This is a genomic window from Enterobacter sp. BIDMC93, from assembly GCF_001037805.1.
GTDB classification, from domain to species: Bacteria; Pseudomonadota; Gammaproteobacteria; order Enterobacterales; family Enterobacteriaceae; genus Enterobacter; species Enterobacter hormaechei_C.
This window is the reverse complement of record NZ_KQ089962.1, coordinates 613,528-639,175: the sequence shown is the minus strand read 5'-3', so window position 1 is coordinate 639,175 and position 25,648 is coordinate 613,528. Positions and strand designations below refer to the sequence as shown.

General features: G+C 57.3%; 22 protein-coding genes. 15 read left to right on the top strand and 7 right to left on the bottom strand.

Annotation, left to right across the window (positions count from 1 at the left end):
- Positions 1-54 precede the first annotated feature (54 nt).
- On the top strand, positions 55-1,308 hold the full coding sequence (gene avtA, locus SK58_RS02960) for a valine--pyruvate transaminase (protein WP_015572749.1): 1,254 nt from the start codon (positions 55-57) through the stop codon (positions 1,306-1,308).
- Positions 1,309-1,315: 7 nt separating this feature from the next.
- Here the strand turns inward: avtA and SK58_RS02955 are convergent, their stop codons facing one another.
- Together SK58_RS02955 and yiaJ are read right to left on the bottom strand one after the other, a co-directional pair.
- Positions 1,316-1,771 (bottom strand): 4Fe-4S dicluster domain-containing protein, encoded by a 456-nt coding sequence (locus SK58_RS02955; RefSeq protein ID WP_032620465.1) that lies wholly within the window; start codon positions 1,769-1,771, stop codon positions 1,316-1,318.
- Positions 1,772-1,774: 3 nt separating this feature from the next.
- Complete coding sequence (gene yiaJ, locus SK58_RS02950) at positions 1,775-2,593, bottom strand: IclR family transcriptional regulator YiaJ (protein WP_015572751.1); 819 nt, start codon at positions 2,591-2,593, stop codon at positions 1,775-1,777.
- A gap of 224 nt (positions 2,594-2,817) precedes the next feature.
- Between yiaJ and yiaK the strand changes: the two genes are divergently transcribed.
- The 8 genes from yiaK (at position 2,818) to araD (ending at position 10,396) form a co-directional block, all read left to right on the top strand.
- Entirely contained in the window at positions 2,818-3,816 is a 999-nt protein-coding gene (yiaK, locus tag SK58_RS02945) for a 3-dehydro-L-gulonate 2-dehydrogenase (RefSeq protein ID WP_015572752.1), read from the top strand.
- A gap of 10 nt (positions 3,817-3,826) precedes the next feature.
- The gene (locus tag SK58_RS02940; RefSeq protein WP_015572753.1) at positions 3,827-4,294 is read left to right on the top strand and encodes a YhcH/YjgK/YiaL family protein; all 468 of its coding nucleotides are present in this window, start codon (positions 3,827-3,829) and stop codon (positions 4,292-4,294) included.
- A 26-nt stretch (positions 4,295-4,320) separates the two neighbouring features.
- Entirely contained in the window at positions 4,321-5,247 is a 927-nt protein-coding gene (locus tag SK58_RS02935; protein WP_048219336.1) for a DUF4862 family protein, read from the top strand.
- 45 nt (positions 5,248-5,292) lie between these two features.
- A complete protein-coding gene (locus SK58_RS02930) occupies positions 5,293-6,612 on the top strand; it encodes an MFS transporter (RefSeq protein WP_022652031.1) in 1,320 nt (439 codons plus the stop codon).
- Positions 6,613-6,688: 76 nt separating this feature from the next.
- Positions 6,689-8,194 (top strand): FGGY-family carbohydrate kinase, encoded by a 1,506-nt coding sequence (locus tag SK58_RS02925; protein ID WP_015572756.1) that lies wholly within the window; start codon positions 6,689-6,691, stop codon positions 8,192-8,194.
- Positions 8,191-8,844 carry a 3-keto-L-gulonate-6-phosphate decarboxylase UlaD gene (gene ulaD, locus SK58_RS02920; RefSeq protein WP_017693795.1) on the top strand — a complete coding sequence of 218 codons (654 nt, stop codon included), beginning with the start codon at positions 8,191-8,193 and terminating at the stop codon, positions 8,842-8,844. Before SK58_RS02925 ends, ulaD begins: the two co-directional genes overlap by 4 nt.
- A gap of 2 nt (positions 8,845-8,846) precedes the next feature.
- Entirely contained in the window at positions 8,847-9,707 is an 861-nt protein-coding gene (locus tag SK58_RS02915) for an L-ribulose-5-phosphate 3-epimerase (protein ID WP_017693794.1), read from the top strand.
- On the top strand, positions 9,701-10,396 hold the full coding sequence (gene araD, locus SK58_RS02910) for an L-ribulose-5-phosphate 4-epimerase (RefSeq protein ID WP_023298864.1): 696 nt from the start codon (positions 9,701-9,703) through the stop codon (positions 10,394-10,396). The genes SK58_RS02915 and araD overlap by 7 nt, the downstream gene beginning before the upstream one ends.
- Here the strand turns inward: araD and SK58_RS02905 are convergent, their stop codons facing one another.
- Positions 10,397-11,215, bottom strand: a complete 819-nt coding sequence (locus SK58_RS02905) for an AraC family transcriptional regulator (protein ID WP_032649828.1) — start codon at positions 11,213-11,215, stop codon at positions 10,397-10,399.
- Positions 11,216-11,440: 225 nt separating this feature from the next.
- Between SK58_RS02905 and SK58_RS02900 the strand changes: the two genes are divergently transcribed.
- Together SK58_RS02900 and SK58_RS02895 are read left to right on the top strand one after the other, a co-directional pair.
- Positions 11,441-12,841, top strand: a complete 1,401-nt coding sequence (locus tag SK58_RS02900) for an MFS transporter (RefSeq protein WP_047718917.1) — start codon at positions 11,441-11,443, stop codon at positions 12,839-12,841.
- Positions 12,842-12,851: 10 nt separating this feature from the next.
- The gene (locus tag SK58_RS02895) at positions 12,852-14,801 is read left to right on the top strand and encodes a glycoside hydrolase family 127 protein (RefSeq protein WP_023304614.1); all 1,950 of its coding nucleotides are present in this window, start codon (positions 12,852-12,854) and stop codon (positions 14,799-14,801) included.
- A gap of 137 nt (positions 14,802-14,938) precedes the next feature.
- Here the strand turns inward: SK58_RS02895 and aldB are convergent, their stop codons facing one another.
- Positions 14,939-16,477, bottom strand: coding sequence for an aldehyde dehydrogenase AldB (gene aldB, locus SK58_RS02890; RefSeq protein ID WP_006808612.1), 1,539 nt, complete (start codon positions 16,475-16,477; stop codon positions 14,939-14,941).
- Positions 16,478-16,643: 166 nt separating this feature from the next.
- Between aldB and SK58_RS02885 the strand changes: the two genes are divergently transcribed.
- Positions 16,644-17,528: an ROK family protein gene (locus SK58_RS02885; RefSeq protein ID WP_015572761.1), complete on the top strand. Its 885-nt coding sequence runs from the start codon at positions 16,644-16,646 to the stop codon at positions 17,526-17,528.
- 3 nt (positions 17,529-17,531) lie between these two features.
- Here SK58_RS02885 and selB read toward each other — a convergent pair whose 3' ends face one another.
- The 3 genes from selB to SK58_RS02870 all read right to left on the bottom strand — a co-directional run bounded on the left by selB (position 17,532) and on the right by SK58_RS02870 (position 21,464).
- Positions 17,532-19,370: a selenocysteine-specific translation elongation factor gene (gene selB / locus SK58_RS02880; RefSeq protein ID WP_048219334.1), complete on the bottom strand. Its 1,839-nt coding sequence runs from the start codon at positions 19,368-19,370 to the stop codon at positions 17,532-17,534.
- Complete coding sequence (selA, locus tag SK58_RS02875; RefSeq protein WP_023304616.1) at positions 19,367-20,752, bottom strand: L-seryl-tRNA(Sec) selenium transferase; 1,386 nt, start codon at positions 20,750-20,752, stop codon at positions 19,367-19,369. The genes selB and selA overlap by 4 nt, the downstream gene beginning before the upstream one ends.
- A 103-nt stretch (positions 20,753-20,855) precedes the next feature.
- The gene (locus SK58_RS02870) at positions 20,856-21,464 is read right to left on the bottom strand and encodes a glutathione S-transferase (protein WP_015572763.1); all 609 of its coding nucleotides are present in this window, start codon (positions 21,462-21,464) and stop codon (positions 20,856-20,858) included.
- Between the two features lie 436 nt (positions 21,465-21,900).
- On the opposite strand from SK58_RS02870, the gene SK58_RS02865 reads away from it, so the two are divergent.
- From SK58_RS02865 to mtlR, 3 genes are all read left to right on the top strand, one after another.
- Positions 21,901-23,808, top strand: a complete 1,908-nt coding sequence (locus SK58_RS02865) for a PTS mannitol transporter subunit IICBA (RefSeq protein ID WP_015572764.1) — start codon at positions 21,901-21,903, stop codon at positions 23,806-23,808.
- A 101-nt stretch (positions 23,809-23,909) separates the two neighbouring features.
- The gene (gene mtlD / locus SK58_RS02860) at positions 23,910-25,058 is read left to right on the top strand and encodes a mannitol-1-phosphate 5-dehydrogenase (RefSeq protein WP_017382581.1); all 1,149 of its coding nucleotides are present in this window, start codon (positions 23,910-23,912) and stop codon (positions 25,056-25,058) included.
- The gene (mtlR, locus tag SK58_RS02855; protein WP_017382580.1) at positions 25,055-25,645 is read left to right on the top strand and encodes a mannitol operon repressor MtlR; all 591 of its coding nucleotides are present in this window, start codon (positions 25,055-25,057) and stop codon (positions 25,643-25,645) included. The genes mtlD and mtlR overlap by 4 nt, the downstream gene beginning before the upstream one ends.
- Positions 25,646-25,648 lie beyond the last annotated feature (3 nt).

Here is a 25,648-nt window from a genome sequence, read left to right as displayed (position 1 = left end):
GGTGCTGGCGTTATGGTTACTGCCTTTCATATTAAGCCCGACAGATCACCTGCTATGACGTTTTCACTATTCGGCGACAAATTTACCCGCCATTCAGGCATTACCCGCCTGATGGAGGACCTCAACGACGGGCTGCGCACCCCAGGCGCTATCATGCTTGGTGGCGGAAACCCGGCTCAAATTCCGGAGATGAACACCTACTTCCAGACGCTGCTGGCAGAGATGCTGGAAAACGGTAAAGCAACCGATGCGCTATGTAATTACGACGGCCCTCAGGGTAAAACAGAACTACTGACGCTTCTGGCGGCAATGCTGCGGGAAGCGCTGGGTTGGGATATCGAACCACAGAATATTGCACTGACAAACGGCAGTCAGAGCGCGTTTTTCTACTTATTCAATCTGTTCGCCGGACGCCGCGCCGACGGCACCACGAAAAAAGTGCTGTTCCCGCTGGCACCGGAGTATATCGGCTATGCCGATGCCGGCCTCGAAGAAGACCTGTTTGTTTCCGCACGTCCGAATATCGAGTTGCTGCCAGAGGGCCAGTTCAAATATCACGTCGATTTTGAACATCTGCATATCGGTGAAGAGACGGGCATGATCTGCGTATCACGTCCCACCAACCCGACGGGCAACGTGATCACCGACGACGAGCTGATGAAGCTGGATGCGCTGGCGAATCAGCACGGCATCCCGCTGGTGATCGATAACGCCTATGGCGTACCGTTCCCGGGGATCATCTTCAGCGAAGCGCGTCCGCTATGGAACCCGAACATCATCCTCTGCATGAGCCTCTCCAAGCTGGGCCTGCCGGGCAGCCGCTGCGGCATTATCATTGCTAACGAGAAAATCATCACCGCCATTACCAATATGAACGGCATTATCAGCCTTTCCCCTGGCGGCATCGGCCCGGCGATGATGTGCGAGATGATCAGGCGTAACGACCTGCTGCGCCTGTCGAATGAGGTGATTAAGCCGTTTTACTCTCAGCGCGTTCAGGAAACCATCGCCATCCTTCGCCGCTACTTACCGGAAGAACGCTGCCTGATCCATAAACCGGAAGGGGCAATTTTCCTGTGGCTGTGGTTTAAGGATCTGCCCATTACGACAGAGCTGCTTTATCAGCGTCTGAAAAAACGTGGCGTACTGATGGTGCCAGGGGATTACTTCTTCCCGGGGCTGGATAAGCCGTGGCCGCACACGCACCAGTGCATGCGCATGAACTACGTCCCGGACCCGGAAAAAATCGAAGCGGGTGTGAAAATTCTCGCCGAAGAGATTGAGAACGCCTGGCGCGAGGCCGGTTAATAAAACCTCAGGCCAGATTACGCAGCCGTTCCGCGCGTAATCTTGCGGGGTCTATGCAGCGCAGCGCGTGGGTGGGACAGGCTTCGACGCAGGCGGGACCGCCCTCGCGATGCGCGCACAAATCACATTTCAGCGCCTGAACGCGATCTTCCACGACCCGAACCTGCATTGCCCCGAACGGGCACGCCACCATACAGCTTTTGCAGCCGATACAGCGAGCCTGCTCAACGAGCCAGGCTCCCGCAGCGCGGTGAATGGCCCCCGTCGGGCAGACATTCGCGCAGGGCGCATCTTCACACTGGTGGCAGCCCACCGCCGTAGTGAAGGTTCCCCCCTTAACCACGCGGATCCGTGACGTAAACGCTTCTGGCGTGGCGCTGCTTTGATGCGACATCATGCACGCCACCTCACAGGTGCGGCACCCGATACATTTTTCTGGATCCGTCAGAATAAATCGGTTCATCAGTTACGCCTCGCGCACGTTAAACCCCAGTTCTTTCGAGATAGCTTCCGCCGTGTCACGCAGCGGTTTTAGCAAGTTTTTCTCACCCACCTGCTTCATGCGCGACGTCGACAGCGAAATGGAGATGGCATAGGGCACGCGCCCGTGAATATCAAAGACCGGCACGGCGATACATGACACACCCAGCTCGTTCTCTTCTTTATCCATCGCCATACTGTGATCGCGAATTTCCGCCAGCTCATCATACATCGCGCTCAGTTCGGTGATGGTGTTGCGGGTCAAAGGTTGGATCTGTTCCTGGTGGCTTTCCCAGTAGCTCGCCACGTAATCCTGATGGCCAAACGCCATATAGATTTTGCCCATCGCAGAACAATAGAGCGGCATGTGCTGGCCGATATATGCGCGCGTGCGCAGCATACCGGTTGTCGGCTCAAGCTTATAAATCAGGATCGCGTGGTCATCTTCACGGCTGGAGAAGTTGACCGTTTCGCCGGTGGCAATGTTCAGCGCCTCGAGGTGCGGCGCCGCCACGTGAATAATATTGAGCGATGAAAGCGCCTTTTGCCCGACGGCGATAAATTTGGTGGTCAGACGATAGCTCCCTGCCGCCGGCGCCGGCGTCACGTACCCGCACGACTGCAACCCCTGCAATAACCGGTGCACGGTGCTTTTATTCAGCCCCGCCAGTTCTGATAAATGCGCAAGCGGACACCCGTTCGGATAGTTACTGAGGATTTCAATCAGCATCAGGCCGCGAAACAAGCTCTGGCTACCTGCTGGCCTCTCTTTTTCTTGCGTCATTTCGCTCTCTTTTATGCTCATCAAATGGCTCCTGTTTATCGCGCCCTGATGGTAGCGCAAAGTGTGGTTTAGTTCACGATCTCAACAGAAAAAACACAACCATTTGATTTTAATCGATTTTGAAAAACGTGAATGTCGTTGATCTGACAAAATTTGATCGTTATATTTGAAATCAGATTTCGTATAGTGAAATTTAGCGATAAAAAAGCACTCGCACTTGCCCCTAAAAAAACAGGAGAACAGGGATGAAAGTGACCTTCGAAGAGTTGAAAGCGGCGTTCAATCGGGTTCTGCTCGATCGCGGTGTAAAAGCGGATACCGCAGACGCCTGCGCCGAGATGTTCGCCCGCACCACGGAGTCCGGCGTTTATTCACACGGCGTCAACCGCTTCCCGCGATTTATTCAGCAGCTTGACGCAGGCGACATCATCCCTGACGCCCAGCCGAAACGCGTAACGACATTAGGCGCCATCGAACAGTGGGATGCCCAGCGTTCCATCGGCAACCTGACGGCGAAGAAGATGATGGACCGTGCTACCGAGCTGGCGTCCGATCACGGGATCGGCCTGGTGGCGCTGCGTAACGCTAACCACTGGATGCGCGGCGGCAGCTACGGCTGGCAGGCGGCGGAGAAAGGCTATATCGGCATCTGCTGGACCAACTCTATTGCCGTGATGCCCGCGTGGGGATCAAAAGAATGCTGCATCGGCACAAACCCGCTGATCGTCGCTATCCCGTCGAATCCAATCACCATGGTCGATATGTCGATGTCGATGTTCTCCTACGGCATGCTGGAGGTGAATCGCCTGGCCGGACGCGAATTACCGGTCGACGGCGGCTTTGACGATGAAGGCAATCTGACCAGAGAGCCGGGCGTGATTGAGAAAAACCGTCGCATTCTGCCCATGGGCTACTGGAAAGGTTCCGGCTTGTCGATTGTGCTCGACATGATCGCCACCCTGCTCTCTGACGGCGCGTCCGTCGCGGAAGTGACCCAGGACAACAGCGACGAATACGGCGTATCGCAGATCTTTATCGCCATCGAAGTGGATCGCCTGATCGACGGTCCAACCCGCGATGCCAAACTACAGCGCATCATGGACTTCATCACCACCGCAGAACGCGCTGATGAAAATGTCGCCGTCCGTCTGCCAGGCCATGAGTTCACACGCCTGCTGGAGGAGAATCGCCGCAACGGCATCACGGTTGACGACAGTGTGTGGGCGAAAATCCAGTCTCTGTAAGGAGTGGGTCATGATATTCGGACATATTGCACAGCCAAATCCATGTCGCCTGCCGCTGGCGATAGAAAAGGCGCTTAATTTTCTGCGTACCACGGATTTCACCACCCTGGCGCCGGGCGTGATCGAAATTGAAGGCCGCAACATTTTTGCCCAGGTTCTCGACCTCACCACAAAGGAACAACACGAGAACCGCCCTGAAGTCCATCGCCGCTATCTGGATATCCAGTTTCTGGCCTGGGGCGAAGAAAAAATCGGTATTGCTATTGATACCGGGAATAACAAAATCAGCGAATCATTGCTGGAGCAACGGGATATTATTTTTTATCACGACAGCGAACATGAGTCATTTATCGAAATGATACCTGGCAGTTACGCCATATTTTTCCCGCAGGATGTTCATCGTCCTGCCTGTATTAAAAACAAGGGATCCGCAATTCGTAAAATTGTGGTGAAAGTGGCCATCAGCGAATTAGATTAATTTTCTGATAAATACAGGAATGCGAAATGACCAACACCGGTTTTATTATTGGTGCGTACCCCTGCGCACCTTCGTTTCACCAGAAAGGGGAGCAGGAAGAACACGCCTTCTGGCGGGAACTTTCCGACACGCCAAATATTCGCGGGCTGGAACAACCTTGCCTTGAAAACCTCCATCCGTTTGGTGATGAATGGCTGTTTTGTCATACGCCGGGCGACTGGCAGATCGTTGTCACAGCCGTTATGGAAACCATGCGCCGCCGCGGCAGCAACGGCGCGTTTGGCCTGGCGTCCGCGGACGAAGAACAGCGTAAAGCGTGTATTGAATATTACCGCCATCTGCATCAAAAGATTGATGCCGTTAATACCCGCTTTCCCGGGAAAGTGATCGCTCTGGAAATGCAGGCCGCACCGCAGGCGGGTAATGATTCTGTCGAGCAAGCGACAGAAGCATTCTCCCGCTCAGTACGGGAAATCGCGAGCTGGGATTGGGGCTGCGATCTGGTGCTGGAACACTGTGATGCGATGAATGGCCCGGCGCCGCGTAAAGGGTTCTTGCCCTTAGAGCAGGTGCTGGAGGTAGTGAAAGAGACCGATATCAGCGTCTGTATCAACTGGGCACGTTCGGCCATCGAAGGTCGCAACACCGCCCTTCCGCTGGAACATGTTCAGGCGGCACTCGCTGCCGGGAAGCTGGGGGCGCTGATGTTTTCGGGCACGACCCCTCACGGTGAGTATGGAGAATGGCAGGATCTGCACGCGCCGTTTTCTTCGTTCTGCGCCGACAGTCTCATGTCCACTGAACATGTAAAAACGCTGTTTACTGCGGCGAGCGCCGCAACATTGAAATTCTCCGGTATTAAATTACTGGAAATAAATGCTAATGCTGACGTCAGCCATCGCATCGCTATTTTGCGCGACGGCATTAGCGCTATGAATAAAGCGTCACAATAAAAATAAAGAATACATTTTCCGGTTACCTTCAATGAGATATTAACTATGAATATTTCTTCAAATGCTCTACACGCGGACATTCCGCGCCAGCGCTGGCTAAGGATCATTCCCCCTATTCTTATCGCCTGCATTATTTCCTATATGGACCGCGTAAATATAGCTTTTGCGATGCCCGGCGGTATGGATGAAGAGCTGGGCATTTCCGCCACGATGGCGGGCCTGGCGGGGGGGATCTTTTTTATCGGCTATTTGTTCCTGCAAGTTCCCGGCGGCAAAATTGCCGTGCACGGCAGCGGTAAGAAGTTTATCGGCTGGTCGCTGGTTGCCTGGGCGGTGATCTCGGTTCTGACCGGGCTTGTGACCAACCAGTATCAGCTGCTGGTGCTGCGCTTCTTACTCGGCGTGGCGGAAGGTGGGATGCTGCCCGTTGTGCTCACGATGATCAGTAACTGGTTCCCGGATGCCGAGCGCGGCCGCGCCAACGCGATTGTGATCATGTTCGTGCCCATCGCCGGGATCATCACCGCCCCGCTGTCGGGCTGGATTATTACCGCTCTCGACTGGCGCTGGCTGTTCATTATTGAAGGTCTGATGTCCGTTGTTGTGCTGGTGCTGTGGGCGTTCACCGTCTACGACCGACCGCAGGAAGCACGCTGGATCTCTGAGGCCGAGAAAAACTACCTGGTACAAACGCTGGCGGCAGAGCAGCAGGCCATTGCGGGTAAAGAGGTGAAAAACGCCTCGCTCAGCGCGGTGCTGTCTGACAAAACCATGTGGCAGCTGATCGCCCTCAACTTCTTCTACCAGACTGGCATTTACGGTTACACCCTCTGGCTGCCCACCATTCTGAAGGAGCTGACGCACACCAGCATCGGCCAGGTGGGAATGCTCGCCATTCTGCCTTACATCGGCGCTATTGCCGGTATGTTCCTGTTCTCTTCGCTCTCTGACCGCACCGGCAAGCGCAAGCTGTTTGTCTCCCTGCCATTGATTGGCTTTGCGCTCTGCATGTTCCTCTCCGTGGCGCTGAAAGAGCACACCTGGCTGGCCTATGCCGCGCTGGTGGGCTGTGGCTTCTTCCTGCAATCCGCAGCGGGGGTGTTCTGGACCATACCGGCGCGTCTGTTCAGCGCTGAGATGGCGGGTGGCGCTCGCGGCGTGATTAATGCCCTGGGCAACCTCGGCGGGTTCTGCGGTCCTTATGCGGTAGGCGTACTGATCACCCTGTACAGCAAAGACGCAGGCGTTTACTGCCTGGCAGTTTCGCTGGCGCTGGCATCGCTGCTGGCCCTGCTGTTACCGGCGAAATGCGATGCCGGAGCAGAGCCCAACCCCACGGTGACTCCACATAAACGTGCGGCCTGAGGCCCTCACCTGACCCACTAAACCAAACCGTAGGCCGGGTAAGCGAAGCGCCACCCGGCAATTAAGCGAGAAGAAGATGAGTGAAAAAGAGCCCTTCTGGCTGGGTATCGATTGTGGCGGTACTTATCTGAAAGCCGGTTTATACAACAGCCAGGGCAAAGAAGTCTGTATTGAACGCCGCTCAGTGGCCACGCTCAGCCCCCGCGCCGGCTACGCCGAGCGGGATATGCACCAGCTCTGGCAGCACTGCCACAAAACTGTCGCCCTGCTGCTCAAAAATTCAGGCGCTGACGGCGGTCAGATCAAAGGCGTTGGCATTTCAGCCCAGGGCAAGGGGCTGTTTCTGCTCGATAAACAGGATCGCCCCCTGGGTAACGCCATACTCTCCTCCGATCGCCGTGCGCTGGAGATCGTGCAACGCTGGCAGCAGGACGGTATACCCGAAAAGCTCTATCCGCATACTCGCCAGACGCTGTGGACGGGGCATCCGGCCTCACTCCTGCGCTGGGTTAAAGAGAACGAGCCGCAGCGGTATCAGCAAATTGGCAGCGTGATGATGGCGCACGATTACCTGCGCTGGTGTCTGACCGGGGTCAAAGGCTGCGAAGAGAGCAACATCTCGGAATCCAATCTCTACAACATGAATACCGGGCAGTACGATCCGCAGCTCACGCGCTGGCTCGGCATCAGCGACATTGACGGTGCCCTGCCGCCTATTATCGGTTCAGCAGAAATTTGCGGGGAAATCACCGCTCAGGCAGCCGCACTGACCGGTCTCACGGCGGGTACTCCCGTCGTTGGTGGACTGTTTGATGTGGTTTCCACCGCGATCTGCGCCGGGCTGCATGACGAACATACGCTGAATGCCGTAATGGGGACCTGGGCCGTAACCAGTGGGATTGCCCACGGCATCCGCGACAACGAGCCTTTCCCCTACGTCTATGGCCGCTACGTCCATCCGCAGCAGTTCATCGTTCATGAAGCCAGCCCCACGTCGTCCGGCAACCTGGAATGGCTGACGGCCCAATGGGGCGATATGTCATTCGATGAGATTAACCACGCCGTGGCCAGCCTGCCAAAAGCTGAAAGCGATGTGTTCTTCCTGCCTTTCCTCTACGGCAGCAACGCCGGGCTGGAGATGACCAGCGGCTTCTATGGCTTGCAGGCGCTGCATACCCGCGCGCACCTCCTCCAGGCGGTTTATGAAGGGGTGGTATTCAGCCACATGACCCACCTCAACCGTATGCTCGAACGCTTTCCCCACGTGCAGGCCCTGCGCGTGACGGGCGGCCCCACCCATTCGGACGTGTGGATGCAGATGCTCGCGGACGTCAGCGGCCTGGCGATTGAACTCCCGCAGGTGGAAGAGACCGGCTGTTCCGGTGCGGCGCTGGCCGCGCTCGTCGGTACAGGCCTCTATCCCGATTTTTACGCCGCTCAGCGCGCCCTCAGGCATGACATCCGGATGATTGAACCTGACATGCGTGCCCATGCCGCCTACCAGCGCAAATATCACCGTTACCAGCTACTGATTTCAGCATTACAGGGCTATCACGCCCGTGTTAAGGAGTACGACCTATGAGCCGACCATTATTGCAGCTGGCGCTCGACCACACCTCGCTTCAGGCCGCGCAGCGCGATGTCGCGACGCTTTCCGATCACGTCGACATCGTCGAAGCCGGCACCATTCTATGCCTGACCGAAGGGCTAAACGCCGTTCGCGCCCTGCGTGCGCAGTGTCCGGATAAAATTATCGTGGCGGACTGGAAAGTCGCCGATGCCGGAGAAACGCTGGCTGAGCAGGCGTTTGGCGCAGGCGCAAACTGGATGACCATCATCTGTGCCGCCCCGCTGGCCACCGTTGAACGTGGCCACGAGGTCGCACTGCGCGGCGGCGGCGAGATCCAGATGGAGCTGTTTGGCAACTGGACGCTGGACGACGCACGCGCGTGGCATCGCATCGGGGTGAAGCAGGCGATTTACCACCGCGGGCGCGACGCACAGGCCAGCGGCCAGCAGTGGGGTGAGGCGGATCTCAGCAAAATGAAGGCGCTGTCCGATATCGGTTTGCAGCTTTCTATAACTGGCGGTATCACCCCCGCTGACCTGTCGCTGTTTAAGCAGATCAACGTCAAAGCCTTCATTGCCGGGCGCGCGCTGGCAGGCGCCGATAATCCGCCGCAGGTGGCACAGGCATTCCATTCGCAAATCCGCGACATCTGGGGAGAGTAACCATGCGTCAGCATCCGTTAGGCATTTACGAAAAAGCGCTGCCAAAAGATCTCTCCTGGCCGGAGCGCCTGGTTCTGGCAAAAAGCTGCGGCTTCGATTTTGTGGAGATGTCGGTGGATGAGACCGACGAGCGTTTATCGCGCCTTGAATGGAGTACCACGCAGCGCGCCTCTCTTGTGGAAGCGATGCTGGAGACCGGCGTGGCCATCCCGTCGATGTGCTTGTCTGCCCATCGTCGCTTCCCGTTTGGCAGCCGCGATGAAATCGTGCGCGAACGCGCCCGCGAGATCATGACCAAAGCCATCCGGCTGGCCCGTGATTTGGGTATTCGCACCATCCAGCTTGCGGGTTATGACGTGTACTACGAGGAGCACGACGAGGGCACGCAACAGCGCTTTGCCGAAGGGCTGGCGTGGGCCGTAGAGCAGGCTGCCGCCGCGCAGGTAATGCTGGCGGTAGAGATCATGGACACTGCGTTTATGAACTCCATCAGCAAGTGGAAAAAGTGGGACGACATGCTCGCCTCGCCGTGGTTCAGCGTTTACCCGGACGTCGGCAACCTGAGCGCGTGGGGCAACGACGTCACCGCCGAGCTGACGCTGGGCATTGACCGCATCGCCGCTATCCACCTGAAAGACACCCGGCCCGTGACCGAGCAAAGCCCCGGACAGTTCCGCGATGTGCCCTTTGGCGAGGGCTGCGTCGATTTCGTTGGCGTGTTTAACACGCTGAATCAACTTAACTATCGCGGCGCATTTCTGATTGAAATGTGGACCGAGAAAGCCAAAGAGCCGGTACTGGAGATCATCCAGGCGCGCCGCTGGATTGAAGCCCGAATGCAGGAAGGAGGCATGACATGTTAGAACAACTTAAAGCCGAGGTGCTGGCGGCAAATCTCGCCCTGCCCGCCCACCAGCTGGTGACGTTCACCTGGGGCAACGTCAGCGCGGTTGACCGTGACAGCGGCATGATGGTGATCAAACCATCCGGCGTGGAGTACGACGTGATGACCGCAGAAGATATGGTGGTGGTAAATATCGCCACGGGAAAAGTGGTCGAGGGGAGTAAAAAGCCCTCCTCCGACACCCCGACCCATCTCGCGCTGTATCGTCGTTACCTGGAAATTGGCGGCATTGTGCATACCCATTCCCGCCACGCCACCATCTGGTCGCAGGCGGGGCAGGATTTACCCGCGTGGGGAACGACGCACGCGGACTATTTTTACGGTGCGATCCCCTGCACGCGGCTGATGACCACGGCTGAAATCGCGGGTGAATATGAATACCAGACGGGGGAAGTCATTATCAAAACCTTCGAGGAGCGCGACATAAGCCCGATGCAGGTCCCGGCGGTGCTGGTACACTCTCACGGCCCGTTTGCCTGGGGCAAAGACGCTGCCGATGCGGTACACAATGCCGTGGTGCTGGAAGAGTGCGCCTATATGGGGCTTTTCTCGCGCCAGCTTGCACCTCAGCTTCCGGTTATGCAGCAGGAATTGCTGGATAAGCATTACCTGCGCAAGCATGGCGCAAATGCCTATTACGGCCAGTGATCATCCGGAATTAATATGCTCTTTACAGTACCGCCGTTTCCAGACGGCGGGCGTTAACCCGGTATGTTTTGAGAATATTTGCCGGAAATAACCCACGTCATTAAAACCGCACCGGGCGGCCACTTCAGTTAATGAGGCCGCATCGTTCAGCAGCAGTTTTTCAGCGGCCCTGACGCGCTGGCGGTGAATTGCCTCCGTCAGGGTTAAATGAAACGTCCGACGAAATACCCGCCCCAGGTAATCTGCGTTGCAGTGCAGTTCTTTCGCCAGCTGCGAAGTGGACAGGGGCAAATGAAAGTGCGTGCGGATAAGCTGCTTGGCCTTCCACGCCATTGCCGCGCCCGCATCATCCGCTTTATCTTCATATCCCGGCGAGAGCGATATCTGCTGCAAAATTAACAGCAAAATTATCTCCAGCGCCTGGCTACGCTGTAATTTTTCCTGCTCGCTTAAAAACTGACGGAATAACGCAATAACATATTGCGGATCCCGCACGCTACAGTGTTGCTCAATCGACAGCGGCGTCGCGCCTGGTAACACCGGCAAGCGTTCATCCACCTCAAAATGCAGCCAGTAAAATTTGAGATCGCCCGGAAAATCTTCCACGCCGACATGCCGCCGCTTCGGCCAAAGTAATAAACTCTCGCCAGCGTTTACCTCAAACAGCGTATTTTCCTCCTGGATCGTTAATGTCCCTTTTTCGACAAAAATTATCTCCCACGAAGATAATTTTCGTGCGGGATGACGGCCCACGCCCCGGGAGATAAATAACCCGCCATTTTGAACTCTAATCGGAAGTGCTATGGATAATTCAAGCATGGATATTCATTTTTCCGCTTTTTTGGTGGCTAATATTGTCTTTATCCCTTGATTATTAATAAATATCAGCAGAACGGTTCGATCAAACTCACAGTTTTACCATCAGGTCGGAATCGTCACCTTTTTATACTTTTCCCTTCCCTTGTTGGTCTGCCCGTTGAATGCAGAATAAATGGGGTACCTTGCACAAATACGATAAAAAATCGTTTATCGAGGAGTTACCCCATGACTTCCACACCGATTACAGACGCAGAAGTTGCAAAACAGGCAGCCGATGACCAGCTGTCAGTCCGCGAGAAAATTGGCTACGGCCTGGGCGACGCGGGCGGCACGGTAATTACCTGCCTGATCATGAACTTTCTGACCTTTTTCTATACCGATGTATTTGGCCTGACGCCTGCGCTGGTGGGCACGCTGTTTATTGCCCTTCGGGTATTTGACGCGATTTCCGATCCGGTGATGGGCGTGATTGCCGACCGCACGCAGAGCCGCTGGGGGCGTTTTCGTCCCTGGCAACTGTGGGTCGCGCTTCCCATCGGGATCGTCGGCGTACTGACCTTCACCGTCCCGGACGCCAGCATGGGCGTGAAAATCGCCTGGGCGTTCGGCACCTATCTGTTGCTTTCAGTGGGCTATACCGCCATCAACGTGCCATATTGCGCGCTGATCAACACCATGACCACCCGTCACAACGAGGTTATATCCTGCCAGTCCTGGCGCTTCGTACTGTGCGGCGTGGCGGGCTTTCTGGTCTCCGTTGGCCTGCCGTGGCTGGTATCAGAGCTGGGACAGGGCAATGCCGCCCGGGGTTATCAGCTGGGCGTCGGCGTGCTGTGCGCCATCGCCGTGGTGATGTTTTTGTGCTGCTTCTTCTGGGTGCGCGAGCGCGTCCCGCTTGCGCTGATGGGTAAATTCACCCTGCGCGAGCACCTGACGGGCCTGCGGAAAAACGATCAGCTGCTGCTGATGCTGGTGATGTCGTTTCTGCTGATCAACGTCTTCAACATTCGCGGCGGCGGATACATGTACTTCATCACCTACGTGCTTCAGGGCAGCACGGCGTACACCTCGCTGTTTTTCACCATGGTGACCTTTGCCGCTATTCTGGGCGCGGTGATCGTCAGTCCGCTGTCGCGGCGGATTGATACCGTCAAACTCTACTACTACACCAACCTGATACTCGCTGCGCTTGCGGTGGGAATGTGGTTCCTGCCGGGTGGCCCGGCGCACCAGACGCTCTGGTTGATCGTGATTTTAAGTAACGGCGTGATCCTGGGCTTCACCCTGCCGCTGCACTTCTCGCTGATGGCCTTTGCCGATGACTACGGCGAATGGAAAACCGGCGTGCGCTCATCGGGGATGAACTTCGCCTTCAATCTGTTTTTCATCAAGCTCGCGTGGGCATCCAGCGCCGGGATCATCAGCCTGGTGTTTATTGCCGTGGCCTATCAGCCAGGCGCAGGTAACCAGACACCCGCCTCATTGCAGGGCATCACCGCCATGGAGACGCTGCTTCCTGCCCTTTTCCACCTGCTGCTGGCGGTCGCTATCCGCTGGTGCAGGCTTAACAATCCCGTGATGTCGCGCATTGCCACCGATTTGCGCCAGCGTCATGTACAGTCCTGAGGAGAACGATATGACCATAATGGAAGCCGACCTGCATCAGCTGAAAATCAACGACCCGTTTCTTGGTCAGTACCAACGGCTGGTCCGCGATGTGGTGATCCCCTACCAGTGGGAGGCGCTTAACGATCGCGTGGCGGAGGCCGAACCCAGCCACGCGATCGCCAACTTCCGCATCGCCGCTGGTCTGGAACAGGGGGAGTTCTACGGGATGGTCTTTCAGGACAGCGACGTGGCGAAATGGCTCGAAGCCGTGGCGTGGTCGCTGTGCCAGAAGCCGGATGCTGAACTGGAAAAAACCGCCGACGAGGTGATCACTCTGGTCGCAGCGGCGCAGTGCGAAGATGGCTATCTCAATACCTATTTCACGGTGAAAGCCCCGGCCGAGCGCTGGACCAATCTGGCCGAATGCCACGAACTGTACTGCGCCGGGCATATGATTGAAGCGGGTGTGGCGTATTTCCAGGGAACCGGAAAGCGCCGCCTGCTGGACGTGGTGTGCAGGCTGGCGGATCATATCGACAGCGTGTTTGGCCCAGGCGAAAACCAGCTGCACGGTTACCCCGGCCACCCGGAAATCGAGCTGGCGCTGATGCGGCTGTACGACGTCACGCAGGAGCAACGCTATCTCAATCTGGTGAAATACTTTATTGAGGAACGCGGCGCGCAGCCTCACTTCTACGATATCGAATACGAGAAGCGCGGCAGAACGTCATACTGGAACACCTATGGCCCGGCGTGGATGGTCAAGGACAAAGCCTACAGCCAGGCGCATCTGCCCCTTGCGGAACAACAAACGGCCATCGGCCACGCCGTGCGTTTTGTCTATCTGATGGCGGGCATGGCACATCTGGCGCGCCTGAGCAGCGACGAGGGGAAACGTCAGGATTGCCTGCGGCTGTGGAACAACATGGCACAGCGCCAGCTGTACATCACCGGCGGGATTGGCTCCCAAAGCAGCGGCGAGGCGTTCAGCAGCGATTACGATCTGCCCAACGATACGGTCTACGCCGAAAGCTGCGCCTCCATCGGCCTGATGATGTTTGCCCGCCGGATGCTGGAAATGGAGGCGGACGGCCACTACGCCGACGTGATGGAGCGCGCGCTGTACAACACGGTGCTGGGCGGCATGGCGCTGGACGGTAAGCATTTCTTTTATGTGAATCCGCTGGAAGTGCACCCGAAAACCCTGGCCTTTAACCATATCTATGACCACGTCAAACCGGTGCGCCAGCGCTGGTTCGGCTGCGCCTGTTGCCCGCCGAATATTGCGCGCGTGCTGACCTCGCTGGGGCACTACATTTATACCGTTCGCCCGGACGCGCTGTTGATCAACCTGTACGTGGGGAACGACGTCGCCATTCCGGTTGGGGATAACATCCTCCAGCTGCGGATTAGCGGGAACTATCCGTGGCATGAGCAGGTGAAAATCGAGATTACCTCACCAGTTCCGGTGACTCACACGCTGGCCCTGAGGCTGCCGGACTGGTGTGCGGAACCGGCTGTTTCGCTCAATGGTCAGGCCATTACAGGCGAGGTCTCCCGTGGATACTTATACCTCAACCGAAGCTGGCAGGAAGGCGACACGCTGACGCTGACGTTACCGATGCCGGTCCACCGCGTGTACGGCAACCCGCAGGTGCGCCAGCAGGCGGGGAAAGTCGCATTGCAGCGTGGACCGCTGGTTTACTGCCTGGAAGAAGCCGATAACGGCGCAAATCTGCATAACCTTTCTTTGCCCCAGGACAGCGCGTTTCGGGTATTTGAAGGCAAAGGCATTTTCGCGCACAAGATGCTGATACAGGCGGAAGGGATCGGGTGTCAGGCGAAGGACACTGATGCCCTGTGGCAGTACGACCACTCGCCGGTAGAACGTCAGCCCCGGACGCTGACCTTTATTCCGTGGTTCAGCTGGGCAAACCGGGGAGAAGGGGAAATGCGGATATGGGTGGATGAAAGCTGAATAACTGCGGCCTGTTGCCCTCACCCCAGCCCTCTCCCACGGGAGAGGGAGTAAAAAGTAGGCCGGGTAAGGCGAAGCCGCCACCCGGCTTTAACCCGGCTCAGGTCACCCCACCCGGGACGGCCTGAGCCCGGAGATTAAAACAGCCCCAGCGGTTTATCGGAATAGCTGACCAACAGACATTTCGTTTGCTGGTAGTGCTCCAGCATCATCTTATGGGTTTCACGCCCGATGCCCGACTGTTTGTAGCCGCCAAACGCCGCATGAGCCGGATAGGCGTGATAGCAGTTTGTCCATACGCGTCCGGCCTGAATGCCGCGGCCCATTTTATAGGCCAGATTACCGTTACGACTCCAGACGCCCGCCCCCAGGCCATACTGCGTGTCGTTAGCGAGCTCCAGCGCCTCGTCCATGGTTTTAAACGTGGTGACGGCAAGCACCGGTCCAAAAATTTCCTCCTGGAAAACGCGCATGTTGTTCTTACCGAACAGGATGGTCGGCTCAAGGTAGTAACCCTCCTGCAAATCGCCGCCCAGCACCTTACGACGACCGCCGGTCAACACATCGGCCCCCTCTTTTTTGCCGATATCAATATAGTTGAGGATGGTTTCCAGCTGGCCATGCGATACCTGCGCTCCCATCTGGGTGACGTTATCCAGCGGATTACCGCTGCGAATCGACTCCACGCGCCGGATCGCCCGCTCCATAAAGCGCTCATAAATGGATTCCTGCACCAGCGCGCGGCTCGGACAGGTGCAAACTTCACCCTGGTTGAACGCGAACAGCGCAAACCCTTCCAGCGCTTTGTCGAAGAAGGCGTCCTCTTCATCCATCACGTCGGCAAAGAAGATGTTCGGCGATTTCCCGCCCAGCTCCAGGGTGACCGGAATGATGTTCTGGGTGGCGTACTGCATGATCTGCTGACCCACTTCCGTTGAGCCGGTAAACGCCACTTTAGCAATACGCTTTGAAGTAGCCAGATATTCGCCGATCTCTCCCCCGGCCCCGTTGACCACGTTAATGACCCCCGGCGGCAACAGGTCGCCAATCACCTCCATCAGCAGCAGTACCGAAAGCGGCGTTAAGCGTGCAGGTTTCAGCACAACGCAGTTACCCGCCGCCAGCGCGGGCGCCATTTTCCAGCTCGCCATCAGCAGCGGGAAGTTCCACGGAATAATTTGCCCCACCACGCCGAGCGGCTCGTGGAAGTGATACGCCACGGTATCTTTGTCAACTTCACTTATTCCCCCCTCCTGGGCACGAATGCAGGACGCAAAATAGCGGAAATGGTCAATCGCCAGCGGCACGTCCGCCGCCATGGTTTCCCGGATCGGCTTGCCGTTGTCCCACGTTTCCGCGGTCGCCAGCAGCTCCAGATTCTGCTCCATCCGATCGGCGATTTTGAACAAAATGGCCGCTCTGTCCTGAACGGACGTTTGTCCCCACTTATCTTTCGCCTTATGCGCCGCATCCAGCGCTAAATCGATATCCCGCTTGCCCGAACTGGCAATTTCACACAGCGGCTGGCCGGTAACGGGCGTCAGGTTGGAATAGTACTCACCGTCGACGGGCGCCACCCAGTCGCCGCCGATGAAGTTGTCATAGCGGGGCTTCAGCTTAAGAGGAAAACCATACTCGCCTGGCTGGATACGCGATGAGGGAGGATTGTTTGTCATGACCGTCTCCTTGCAGTAGGTGTACAACAAGGGTAGTTCCGGCTGGTGATTTTCTCGCCAGTCGGTAACGGGTTTACGAGCCGTATCACGGATTACCGTACTTTACGTTTCGTTTCTGCCGCCGGAGCCATACTTAATAGCTCAGGGGCTCATGAGGAACAATGCAATGCAGCTATTTATCGGCTTTGACGTGGGCGGAACCCACATCAAACACGGCGTGATCAACGAAAACGGCGAAGAACTGACATCCGATGAATATGATACGCCTGACGATGAAAGCACCTTCAAACAGAAGTGGAAAGCGGTGGTGGATAAGTACCGCCAGGAGCATGAGATCGTCGGCATCGGCGTGAGTTTTCCGGGCCACATCAATCACCATACCGGCGAAGCGGCCAAGGCCGGGGCGCTGGATTACCTTGACGGTGAAAACCTGTGCGAGCTTTTCGCACAGCTGACCGATCTCCCCGTAACAACCGAAAATGACGCCAACTGCGCGGCGCTGGGCGAACGCTGGCAGGGCGCCGGTAAGGACTATGAGCATTTCGTCTGCATCACCATCGGCACCGGCATCGGCGGCGGTATCGTCATGGAGGGCGATCTCTACCGTGGGTCGCACTACCGGGCGGGTGAGTTTGGCGTGCTGCCCGTTGGCAACAACGGCGAGCCGATGCACGAAGTGGCGTCCGCCAGCGGCCTGATGAAAGCCTGCCGCCGCGCGCTGGCCGTGTCGGAAGATGAGATGCCTGACGGTGAGGAGCTGTTTAGACGCATGGACAGCGACGTGCATCTGCGTGAGGCCATAGAAGAGTGGGCGCATTTCCTCTCGCGGGGCATCTACAGCGTGATCTCCATGTTTGATCCGCAGGCGGTGCTGATTGGCGGCGGCATTAGCGAGCAGGAGAAAATCTATCTCCTGCTGGATAAATACCTACAGCGATTCGAGGAGTGGGAAGCGCTCCGGGTGCCCATCCTTCCCTGCGAGCTGGGTAACCAGGCGGGAAGGCTGGGTGCGGTCTGGCTGGCTAAGCAGAAGCAGGCGCGCAGCGCTTAACGCTTAGGGAAATAACTGCGCGTCGCGTAGCACATGGTCATTGCCACGACGACGCGTAAACCCGATGCGGTTGAAATACTCCAGGATCTGAATCGCCAGTTTGCGTCCTACGTTCAGCCGATCGCGGAAGTCTGCGGCGCAGGTTGATCCGCGCGCCTGATCCAGCTCCCGGATCAGGTTCGCAAATGCCACGATCCGATCGTTGCGGTAATAACGATCTTTCACGATCGCCACAATCATCCCCTGCTGCGCCGCATGGCGCAGTACCTGACGCATCAGCTGCTCATCGGTATGGGTTTCACGCGCCAGATCGCGCACCCACCACGGTTCATCGCCAAACAGCGCCGCCACTTTTTGCCAGACCGCGTCCTGCTCAGCGGTAAAACCGGCCTTGTGCTCCGGCAGGTGCAGCCAGCCGTGATGACTTGCAATCACGCCGCTTTCACGCATGTTTTCAATCAGCAACAGCACCAGCGCGTCGTCTTCCATGGGCAACGCCATGCGCCGCAGACGTTCACGGCCCGGGCCGGGCTCATCCTGATGCTGTTCATGGTAGGTCGCCAGCGTGCTCAGCACTTTGCGCTGCCAGCGCGCCGCCACCGGCGCGTTCAGCAGGCTGTTGCCGGCCTGAATAAAACCTGGCTCCTGCGTCAGAAGACGCAATCCTTCGCTGCTGAGCTGGCGCGCCCAGGCGAACGCCGCCAGATCCACCGCACCACGCTCAAGGTGGATATCTAACGCAGACTTATCATCGCGGGCCTGGGCCAGTGCGGCCAGCCACTGTAAATACTCGGGCTTACGCTTGCCGCGACGGGGCGGATCCAGCATGACCACGCGCGCGCCCGCCAGCGTTTCCCGCGCCGAAATATCGCGCAGAACCAGGCGGTCGTTATCCGCCAGCCAGAGCGGGGAGTCGAACACCAGTTCGGCGAGATCGTTTTCCAGCAGCGACACGCGTCCGGTGATGTGGCTGGCCGCGTGGTGGATATGCAGCGGCTGCCACTGGGTCAGCGGCGTGTGGGTCTGGAGTGAAACGATGATCCGTTCAGAAGGCTCCGGCGGTGCGTCGGCCAGCAGCCAGTCGCCGCGGTTAAGCTGGTCTTTTTCGGCATCACCGGCAATATTCAGCGCGATACGCTGCCCGGCGTGGGCCTGTTCCACCGGCTGGTTTTGCGCGTGAAGCCCGCGCACGCGCATCGGTTTGTTCACGCCCGTCAGCCACAGGGTATCGCCCACGTTCACTTCGCCGCTCAGCGCGGTGCCGGTCACCACCAGCCCAGCTCCTTTCACGGTAAACGCCCTGTCTATCGCCAGACGGAAGCGGTGATGGCTGGCATGTTCACGAGACGGGATCTGCTGCAAATGGTCGCGAAGAGCGTCGATACCGCGGCCTTCTGTCGCCACGGTGACAAACAGTGCGGCATCCTTAAAACCGTACTCACTCAGCGCCGCCAGCACCTCTTCACGCACCTCGTCGATACGCGCCTCATCCACACGGTCCGCTTTGGTGAGGGCGACGGTCAACTGCGGGTTTCCCGTCAGCTGGAGGATCGCCAGATGCTCGCGCGTTTGCGCCATCACCCCGTCATCGCACGCGACCACCAGCAGAGCGTGATCGATCCCGCCCACGCCCGCGAGCATATTGGACAGAAACTTCTCGTGGCCGGGCACGTCGATAAAGCCCAGCACGCGACCGTCGGGCTGCGGCCAGTAGGCGTAACCCAGGTCAATGGTCATGCCGCGCTTTTTCTCTTCCGGCAGGCGATCGGCATTCACGCCCGTAATGGCCTGCAATAACGTGGTTTTGCCGTGGTCAACATGACCGGCGGTGGCAATAATCATTTCAACATCATCTCCAGAAACCGCACTTCATCTTCCAGACAGCGTAAATCCAGCCACATGCGCCCGTCACCGATCCGGCCAATCACCGGCGTCGGTAATGCACGCCAGCGCGCCGACAGCGCCTCAAGCTGGCTTCCGCGTCCGTCGCGCGGGGTGAACGTCAGCGCTTCGCTCGGTAACCTGTCCACCGGCAGCGAGCCGCTGCCAATTTGCGACAGGCAAGGCTCGATACGAACGTCAAACTCAGGGTAATGAGGAGCAACCTGCGGCAGTAGCGCTTCCGCCTGCGCGCGAATGGAGGCCGCATCACGGCTCAGCAAACGCAACGTGGGCAGGCGGTCAGCCAGTTTCTCCGGGTGGAGATAGAGCCGCAGCGTGGCTTCCAGCGCGGCCAGCGTCATTTTATCGGCACGCAGGGCGCGCTTCAGCGGGTGCTGCTGTAGCTGCGCAATCAGCTCGCGCCTGCCGACGATAATCCCCGCCTGCGGCCCGCCCAGCAATTTATCACCGGAGAAACTGACCAGGCTTACGCCCGCGGCAACCATTTCCTGCACCATGGGCTCTTTCGGCAGACCGTACTGGCGCATATCCACCAGCGACCCGCTGCCGAGATCGGCAATCACCGGCACGTTTAGCTCGCGCCCGATGGCGGCCAGTTCGGCCTCTTCCACCGTTTTGGTGAAACCCTCAATGTGGTAATTGCTGGTATGTACTTTCATCAGCAGGGCGGTGTTTTCATTCACCGCCGCGCGATAATCTTTTGCATGGGTACGGTTGGTTGTGCCCACTTCATGCAGCGTGCAGCCCGCCTGGCGCATGACGTCCGGAATACGAAACGCCCCGCCGATCTCCACCAGCTCGCCGCGAGAGACGACAACCTCTTTTCCGCTCGCGGTGGCCGCCAGCATTAACAGCACCGCCGCCGCGTTGTTATTCACAATGCAGGCATCTTCCGCGCCGGTGATCTGGCAGAGAAGATCCGCCAGTGCGCGATCGCGATGCCCACGCCCGGCGCCGTCCAGATCGTACTCCAGCGTCACCGGCGAGCGCATGGCACGGGTGACGGCCTCTGTTGCCTCTTCGGCCTGCTGTGCCCGGCCCAGATTGGTGTGCAGAACCGTGCCTGTCAGGTTAATAACCGGGCGCAACGCGCTTTGCCCGTGCTTGCTCAGCCTGCGTTCAACTTCCTGCTCCCACGCCACGCACCAGCCGGGTAGCGCGTTCTCAGCCTGAATATGGCGACGCGCATCGTCCTGAAGCTGGCGTAGCATGTCGACCGTTGCAGTATGGCCAAACTGCTCCAGCACCGCAGTGATGCGCGGGTCACGAAGCAGACGATCGGTAGCGGGGATCTGGCTGTAGAGGGAATGATGAGTAGTCATGAATGCGCCTGGCGAGTAAATATCTTCCCCCCTCCCGACGGGAGAGGGAGTTAACATGTGGGGGGATTGTACCGCCTCCCGCCAGGAAGTGTTATAACCCGCATCAAGCCTTTGGCGGTTCAGTCCGGGCAAAACTTTCGCGCTGGAAGAGCGTCTCCGCCAGTTTGACCAGCAGCGGACGATCCACGCACCAGCCCGGCGAGACGCGGCGGAAATTGAGGTAGCCAATGGCGCAGGCGATGGCGATCGTCGCCAGATTCAGGCTATCGCTCTGAATTTTCCCGTCGCGGATCAGCTGTTCGCACATATCCAGGCTGCGGCTGATTTTTTCGCGCTGGCGCAGCAGCTCATTTTCTGACTGCTGGGCGGCGGGCCTTGCCTGCTCGCGTACGGACGTTAATGCCGCATCCATAATGCCATCCGCCAGGGCTTCAATTTGCTTCATCGCCAGCGCTGCTTTTGGATCCGCTGGCAGCATGGCTGGCGCAACGCCAAGCAGTTCGATGTACTCCGCAATGATCGGGGAATCAAACCAGTAGTCGCCCTCGTCCGTTACCAGTGCCGGGACTTTCCCCAGCGGGTTGTACTGCGCAACGCCGTTCTCTGCGTTGTAGGGCTGTTCATTCACGAATTCAAATTCAATCCCTTTCTCCAGCAGGAGAATCGAAATCTTACGCACGAAAGGACTGGTATAACTGCCGATGAGTTTCATTGCTTATCCTTAATGCCCACAAAGAGGTCAGTATGGATCAAGCCGTGGAAAAAGGCAGGTGTGCGTATCGCATTCCTGCCATGAGGGGATACGGGAGAAATCTGCATAAAAATATTTTGTGAATCAAATCACAATCTGGAAACAAACAGCCAACGTAACATTGTGATGTAAATCACAAAACGCCGCCCATTTTGGCGTAATTCTGAGCGATGTATTTTTTTTACACACTCATTATGTGATCGCGATCACTTCATTAATGTCCTCACCCCCTACATTCATGTGATTCAGATCACACAAAATTTCGTTGTCTGGACAGTTGAACGATTCAGTGCCAGATTTCACAGCATCAGAACAGGGCCCGGCTACCTCTGCCGCCGCACATTAACGATAAACCTCGGGCCACAAGCCTAAGCGTAAACATAAGAAGGGGTGTTTTATGTCATCCGATTTCAAGATCAAAGTGCAAAGCTTTGGTCGTTTCCTCAGCAACATGGTGATGCCAAATATCGGCGCGTTTATCGCGTGGGGTATTATCACCGCATTATTTATTCCGACAGGGTGGTTGCCTAACGAAACGCTGGCAAAACTTGTTGGCCCAATGATTACCTATCTCCTGCCACTGCTCATCGGTTATACCGGTGGTCGTCTGGTGGGCGGTGACCGCGGTGGCGTCGTGGGGGCCATCACAACCATGGGGGTGATCGTCGGTGCGGATATGCCGATGTTCCTCGGTGCGATGATTGCCGGTCCTCTGGGCGGCTGGGCGATCAAGAAATTTGACGTCTGGGTTGATGGCAAGATCAAATCCGGCTTCGAAATGCTGGTGAACAACTTCTCTGCGGGCATCATCGGGATGATCCTCGCGATTCTGGCGTTCCTCGGCATTGGCCCGGCGGTTGAAGTGCTGTCCAAGCTGCTGGCCGCAGGCGTTAACTTCATGGTGGCGCACGACATGCTGCCACTGGCGTCTATCTTCGTTGAACCAGCGAAAATCCTGTTCCTGAACAACGCCATCAACCACGGTATCTTCTCACCGCTGGGTATTCAGCAGTCACACGATCTCGGCAAGTCCATCTTCTTCCTGATTGAAGCGAACCCGGGTCCAGGTATGGGCGTTCTGCTGGCATACATGTTCTTTGGTCGCGGCAGCGCGAAACAGTCTGCTGGCGGCGCGGCGATCATTCACTTCCTGGGCGGTATTCACGAAATTTACTTCCCGTATGTGCTGATGAACCCACGTCTGATCCTGGCCGTTATCCTTGGCGGTATGACCGGCGTGTTCACCCTGAGCGTACTGGGCGGTGGTCTGGTGTCTCCTGCTTCTCCAGGCTCTATCCTGGCGGTGCTGGCGATGACCCCGAAAGGCGCCTACTTCGCGAACATCGCGGCGATCTGTGCGGCCATGGCGGTCTCCTTCGTGGCCTCCGCTATCCTGCTGAAAACCAGCAAGGTGAAAGAAGACGACGATATCGAAGCGGCAACCCGTCGTATGCATGACATGAAAGCCGAATCCAAAGGCGCAACGCCGCTGGCGGCGGGTGATGTCTCTAACGACCTGAGCCACGTGCGTAAAATCATCGTGGCCTGTGATGCCGGTATGGGCTCCAGCGCAATGGGTGCGGGCGTACTGCGGAAGAAAGTGCAGGATGCGGGTCTGACCAACATCTCCGTCACCAACAGCGCGATTAACAGCCTGCCGCCGGACGTTGACCTGGTGATTACGCACCGCGATCTGACCGAACGCGCTATGCGTCAGGTACCGCAGGCACAGCACATTTCCCTGACCAACTTCCTCGACAGCGGCCTGTACGCCAGCCTGACCGAACGCCTGGTGGCGGCGCAGCGCCATGAAGATAACGAAGTGAAAGTGCGTACCAGCCTGCAAGACAGCTTCGACGAGAGCAACGCGCATCTGTTCAAACTGGGCGCTGAAAACATCTTCCTTGGCCGCACGGCGACCAATAAAGAAGAGGCCATTCGCTTCGCCGGTGAGCAGCTGGTGAAAGGCGGCTACGTTCAGCCTGAGTACGTTGAGGCGATGCTGGAACGCGAAAAGCTGACCCCAACCTACCTGGGTGAATCCATCGCGGTTCCACACGGTACGGTGGAAGCCAAAGACCGCGTGCTGAAAACCGGCGTGGTGTTCTGTCAGTATCCTGATGGTGTGCGCTTCGGTGAAGAAGAGGACGACATCGCCCGTCTGGTGATTGGTATCGCCGCTCGCAACAACGAGCATATCCAGGTGATTACCAGCCTGACCAACGCGCTGGATGACGAAACGGTTATTGAGCGTCTGGCCAACACCACCAGCGTTGAAGAAGTTCTGGCCCTGCTGAACAAGTAACAGCGCCTCTTCCCTCTCCCCCCGGGGAGAGGGCTAGGGTGAGGGGAAAACGTTCCTCACCCCAGCCCTCTCGGGTAAAAACATTGATGAAGGTTAACACTATGAAAGCATTACATTTTGGCGCAGGTAATATCGGTCGTGGCTTTATCGGTAAACTGCTGGCAGACGCGGGCATTACCCTGACATTCGCCGATGTGAATCAGGTGGTTCTGGATGCCCTGAATGCCCGTCATAGCTATCAGGTTCACGTGGTGGGTGAAAACGAACAGGTTGAAACGGTCTCTGGCGTCAACGCGGTAAGCAGCATTGGCGACGACGTGATTGACCTCATCGCGAGCGTTGATCTGGTCACCACCGCCGTGGGTCCGGTGGTGCTTGAGCGTATCGCCCCGGCGGTCGCGAAAGGCCTGGCGAAGCGTAAAGCACAGGGCGTTGAAACACCGCTGAACATCATCGCCTGTGAAAACATGGTGCGCGGCACCACGCAGCTGAAAGGCCACGTTCTTGCGGCCGTCGCCGACGAAGATAAAGCCTGGGTTGAAGCGCACGTGGGTTTTGTGGATTCCGCCGTGGATCGCATCGTTCCGCCGTCAGCATCCGCCACCAACGACCCGCTGGAAGTGACCGTGGAAACCTTCAGCGAGTGGATCGTTGATAAAACCCAGTTTAAGGGCGCGCTGCCGACCATTCCGGGAATGGAATTAACCGATAACCTGATGGCATTTGTCGAACGTAAACTCTTCACGCTGAACACCGGGCATGCTATAACCGCGTACCTCGGAAAATTGGCCGGTCATCAGACGATTCGTGACGCGATCCTCGATGAGAACATCCGTGCGGTGGTCAAAGGGGCAATGGAAGAGAGCGGCGCGGTGCTGATCAAACGCTACGGTTTTGATGCTGATAAACACGCGGCATACATCCAGAAAATCCTCGGTCGTTTTGAAAACCCGTATCTGAAAGATGACGTTGAGCGCGTGGGTCGTCAGCCGCTGCGTAAACTAAGCGCGGGCGACCGCCTGATTAAACCGCTGCTGGGCACGCTGGAATACGGCCTGCCGCACGCTAACCTGGTGAAGGGCATCGCTGCCGCCATGCACTACCGCAGCGAGCAGGACCCGCAGGCGATTGAGCTGGCTCAGCTGATTGATGACAAAGGCGCGCAGGCTGCGCTGGCGCAGATCTCCGGTCTGGATGCCAACAGTGACGTAGTTGCGGAGGCGGTCAGCGCATACAACGCAACCAAATGATGCAGAGTCCGGCGCAGGTTAGCCTGCGCCCGAATAACAGATTGTCAGATATGCAGGCAATAATGGAACAAACCCAGGCCTTTGAAAATCGTGTGCTTGAGCGTCTGAATGCTGGCAAAACCGTACGAAGTTTCCTGATTGCCGCCGTCGAGCTGTTAACCGAGGCGGTGAACATTCTGGTGCTTCAGGTGTTTCGCAAAGACGACTACGCGGTAAAGTATGCTGTAGAACCGTTACTGGACGGAGACGGACCGCTGGGCGATTTATCGGTACGGCTGAAGCTGATTTACGGTCTTGGCGTGCTGAACCGCCAGGAGTATGAAGACGCCGAGCTGTTAATGGCGCTGCGCGAAGAGCTCAATCATGACGGTAATGAGTACACCTTTACCGATGATGAGATACTGGGGCCCTTCGGCGAACTGCACTGCGTATCCGCGCTCCCTCCCACACCTCAGTTTGATAACAGCGACCCTGATCTGTACGCGATGCAAAAGCTGCGTTATCAACAGGTTGTGCGCTCCACCATGGTGCTTTCCCTGACTGAGCTGATTTCTAAAATCAGCTTAAAAAAAGCGTTTCAGAAGTAAGCC

What these genes read in the sequence shown, in the direction of transcription:
- avtA (WP_015572749.1), top strand. Translation starts at nt 55, where the DNA reads ATGACGTTTTCACTATTCGGCGACAAATTTACCCGCCATTCAGGCATT.
- SK58_RS02955 (WP_032620465.1), bottom strand. Translation starts at nt 1,771, where the DNA reads ATGAACCGATTTATTCTGACGGATCCAGAAAAATGTATCGGGTGCCGC.
- yiaJ (WP_015572751.1), bottom strand. Translation starts at nt 2,593, where the DNA reads ATGAGCATAAAAGAGAGCGAAATGACGCAAGAAAAAGAGAGGCCAGCA.
- yiaK (WP_015572752.1), top strand. Translation starts at nt 2,818, where the DNA reads ATGAAAGTGACCTTCGAAGAGTTGAAAGCGGCGTTCAATCGGGTTCTG.
- SK58_RS02940 (WP_015572753.1), top strand. Translation starts at nt 3,827, where the DNA reads ATGATATTCGGACATATTGCACAGCCAAATCCATGTCGCCTGCCGCTG.
- SK58_RS02935 (WP_048219336.1), top strand. Translation starts at nt 4,321, where the DNA reads ATGACCAACACCGGTTTTATTATTGGTGCGTACCCCTGCGCACCTTCG.
- SK58_RS02930 (WP_022652031.1), top strand. Translation starts at nt 5,293, where the DNA reads ATGAATATTTCTTCAAATGCTCTACACGCGGACATTCCGCGCCAGCGC.
- SK58_RS02925 (WP_015572756.1), top strand. Translation starts at nt 6,689, where the DNA reads ATGAGTGAAAAAGAGCCCTTCTGGCTGGGTATCGATTGTGGCGGTACT.
- ulaD (WP_017693795.1), top strand. Translation starts at nt 8,191, where the DNA reads ATGAGCCGACCATTATTGCAGCTGGCGCTCGACCACACCTCGCTTCAG.
- SK58_RS02915 (WP_017693794.1), top strand. Translation starts at nt 8,847, where the DNA reads ATGCGTCAGCATCCGTTAGGCATTTACGAAAAAGCGCTGCCAAAAGAT.
- araD (WP_023298864.1), top strand. Translation starts at nt 9,701, where the DNA reads ATGTTAGAACAACTTAAAGCCGAGGTGCTGGCGGCAAATCTCGCCCTG.
- SK58_RS02905 (WP_032649828.1), bottom strand. Translation starts at nt 11,215, where the DNA reads ATGCTTGAATTATCCATAGCACTTCCGATTAGAGTTCAAAATGGCGGG.
- SK58_RS02900 (WP_047718917.1), top strand. Translation starts at nt 11,441, where the DNA reads ATGACTTCCACACCGATTACAGACGCAGAAGTTGCAAAACAGGCAGCC.
- SK58_RS02895 (WP_023304614.1), top strand. Translation starts at nt 12,852, where the DNA reads ATGACCATAATGGAAGCCGACCTGCATCAGCTGAAAATCAACGACCCG.
- aldB (WP_006808612.1), bottom strand. Translation starts at nt 16,477, where the DNA reads ATGACAAACAATCCTCCCTCATCGCGTATCCAGCCAGGCGAGTATGGT.
- SK58_RS02885 (WP_015572761.1), top strand. Translation starts at nt 16,644, where the DNA reads ATGCAGCTATTTATCGGCTTTGACGTGGGCGGAACCCACATCAAACAC.
- selB (WP_048219334.1), bottom strand. Translation starts at nt 19,370, where the DNA reads ATGATTATTGCCACCGCCGGTCATGTTGACCACGGCAAAACCACGTTA.
- selA (WP_023304616.1), bottom strand. Translation starts at nt 20,752, where the DNA reads ATGACTACTCATCATTCCCTCTACAGCCAGATCCCCGCTACCGATCGT.
- SK58_RS02870 (WP_015572763.1), bottom strand. Translation starts at nt 21,464, where the DNA reads ATGAAACTCATCGGCAGTTATACCAGTCCTTTCGTGCGTAAGATTTCG.
- SK58_RS02865 (WP_015572764.1), top strand. Translation starts at nt 21,901, where the DNA reads ATGTCATCCGATTTCAAGATCAAAGTGCAAAGCTTTGGTCGTTTCCTC.
- mtlD (WP_017382581.1), top strand. Translation starts at nt 23,910, where the DNA reads ATGAAAGCATTACATTTTGGCGCAGGTAATATCGGTCGTGGCTTTATC.
- mtlR (WP_017382580.1), top strand. Translation starts at nt 25,055, where the DNA reads ATGATGCAGAGTCCGGCGCAGGTTAGCCTGCGCCCGAATAACAGATTG.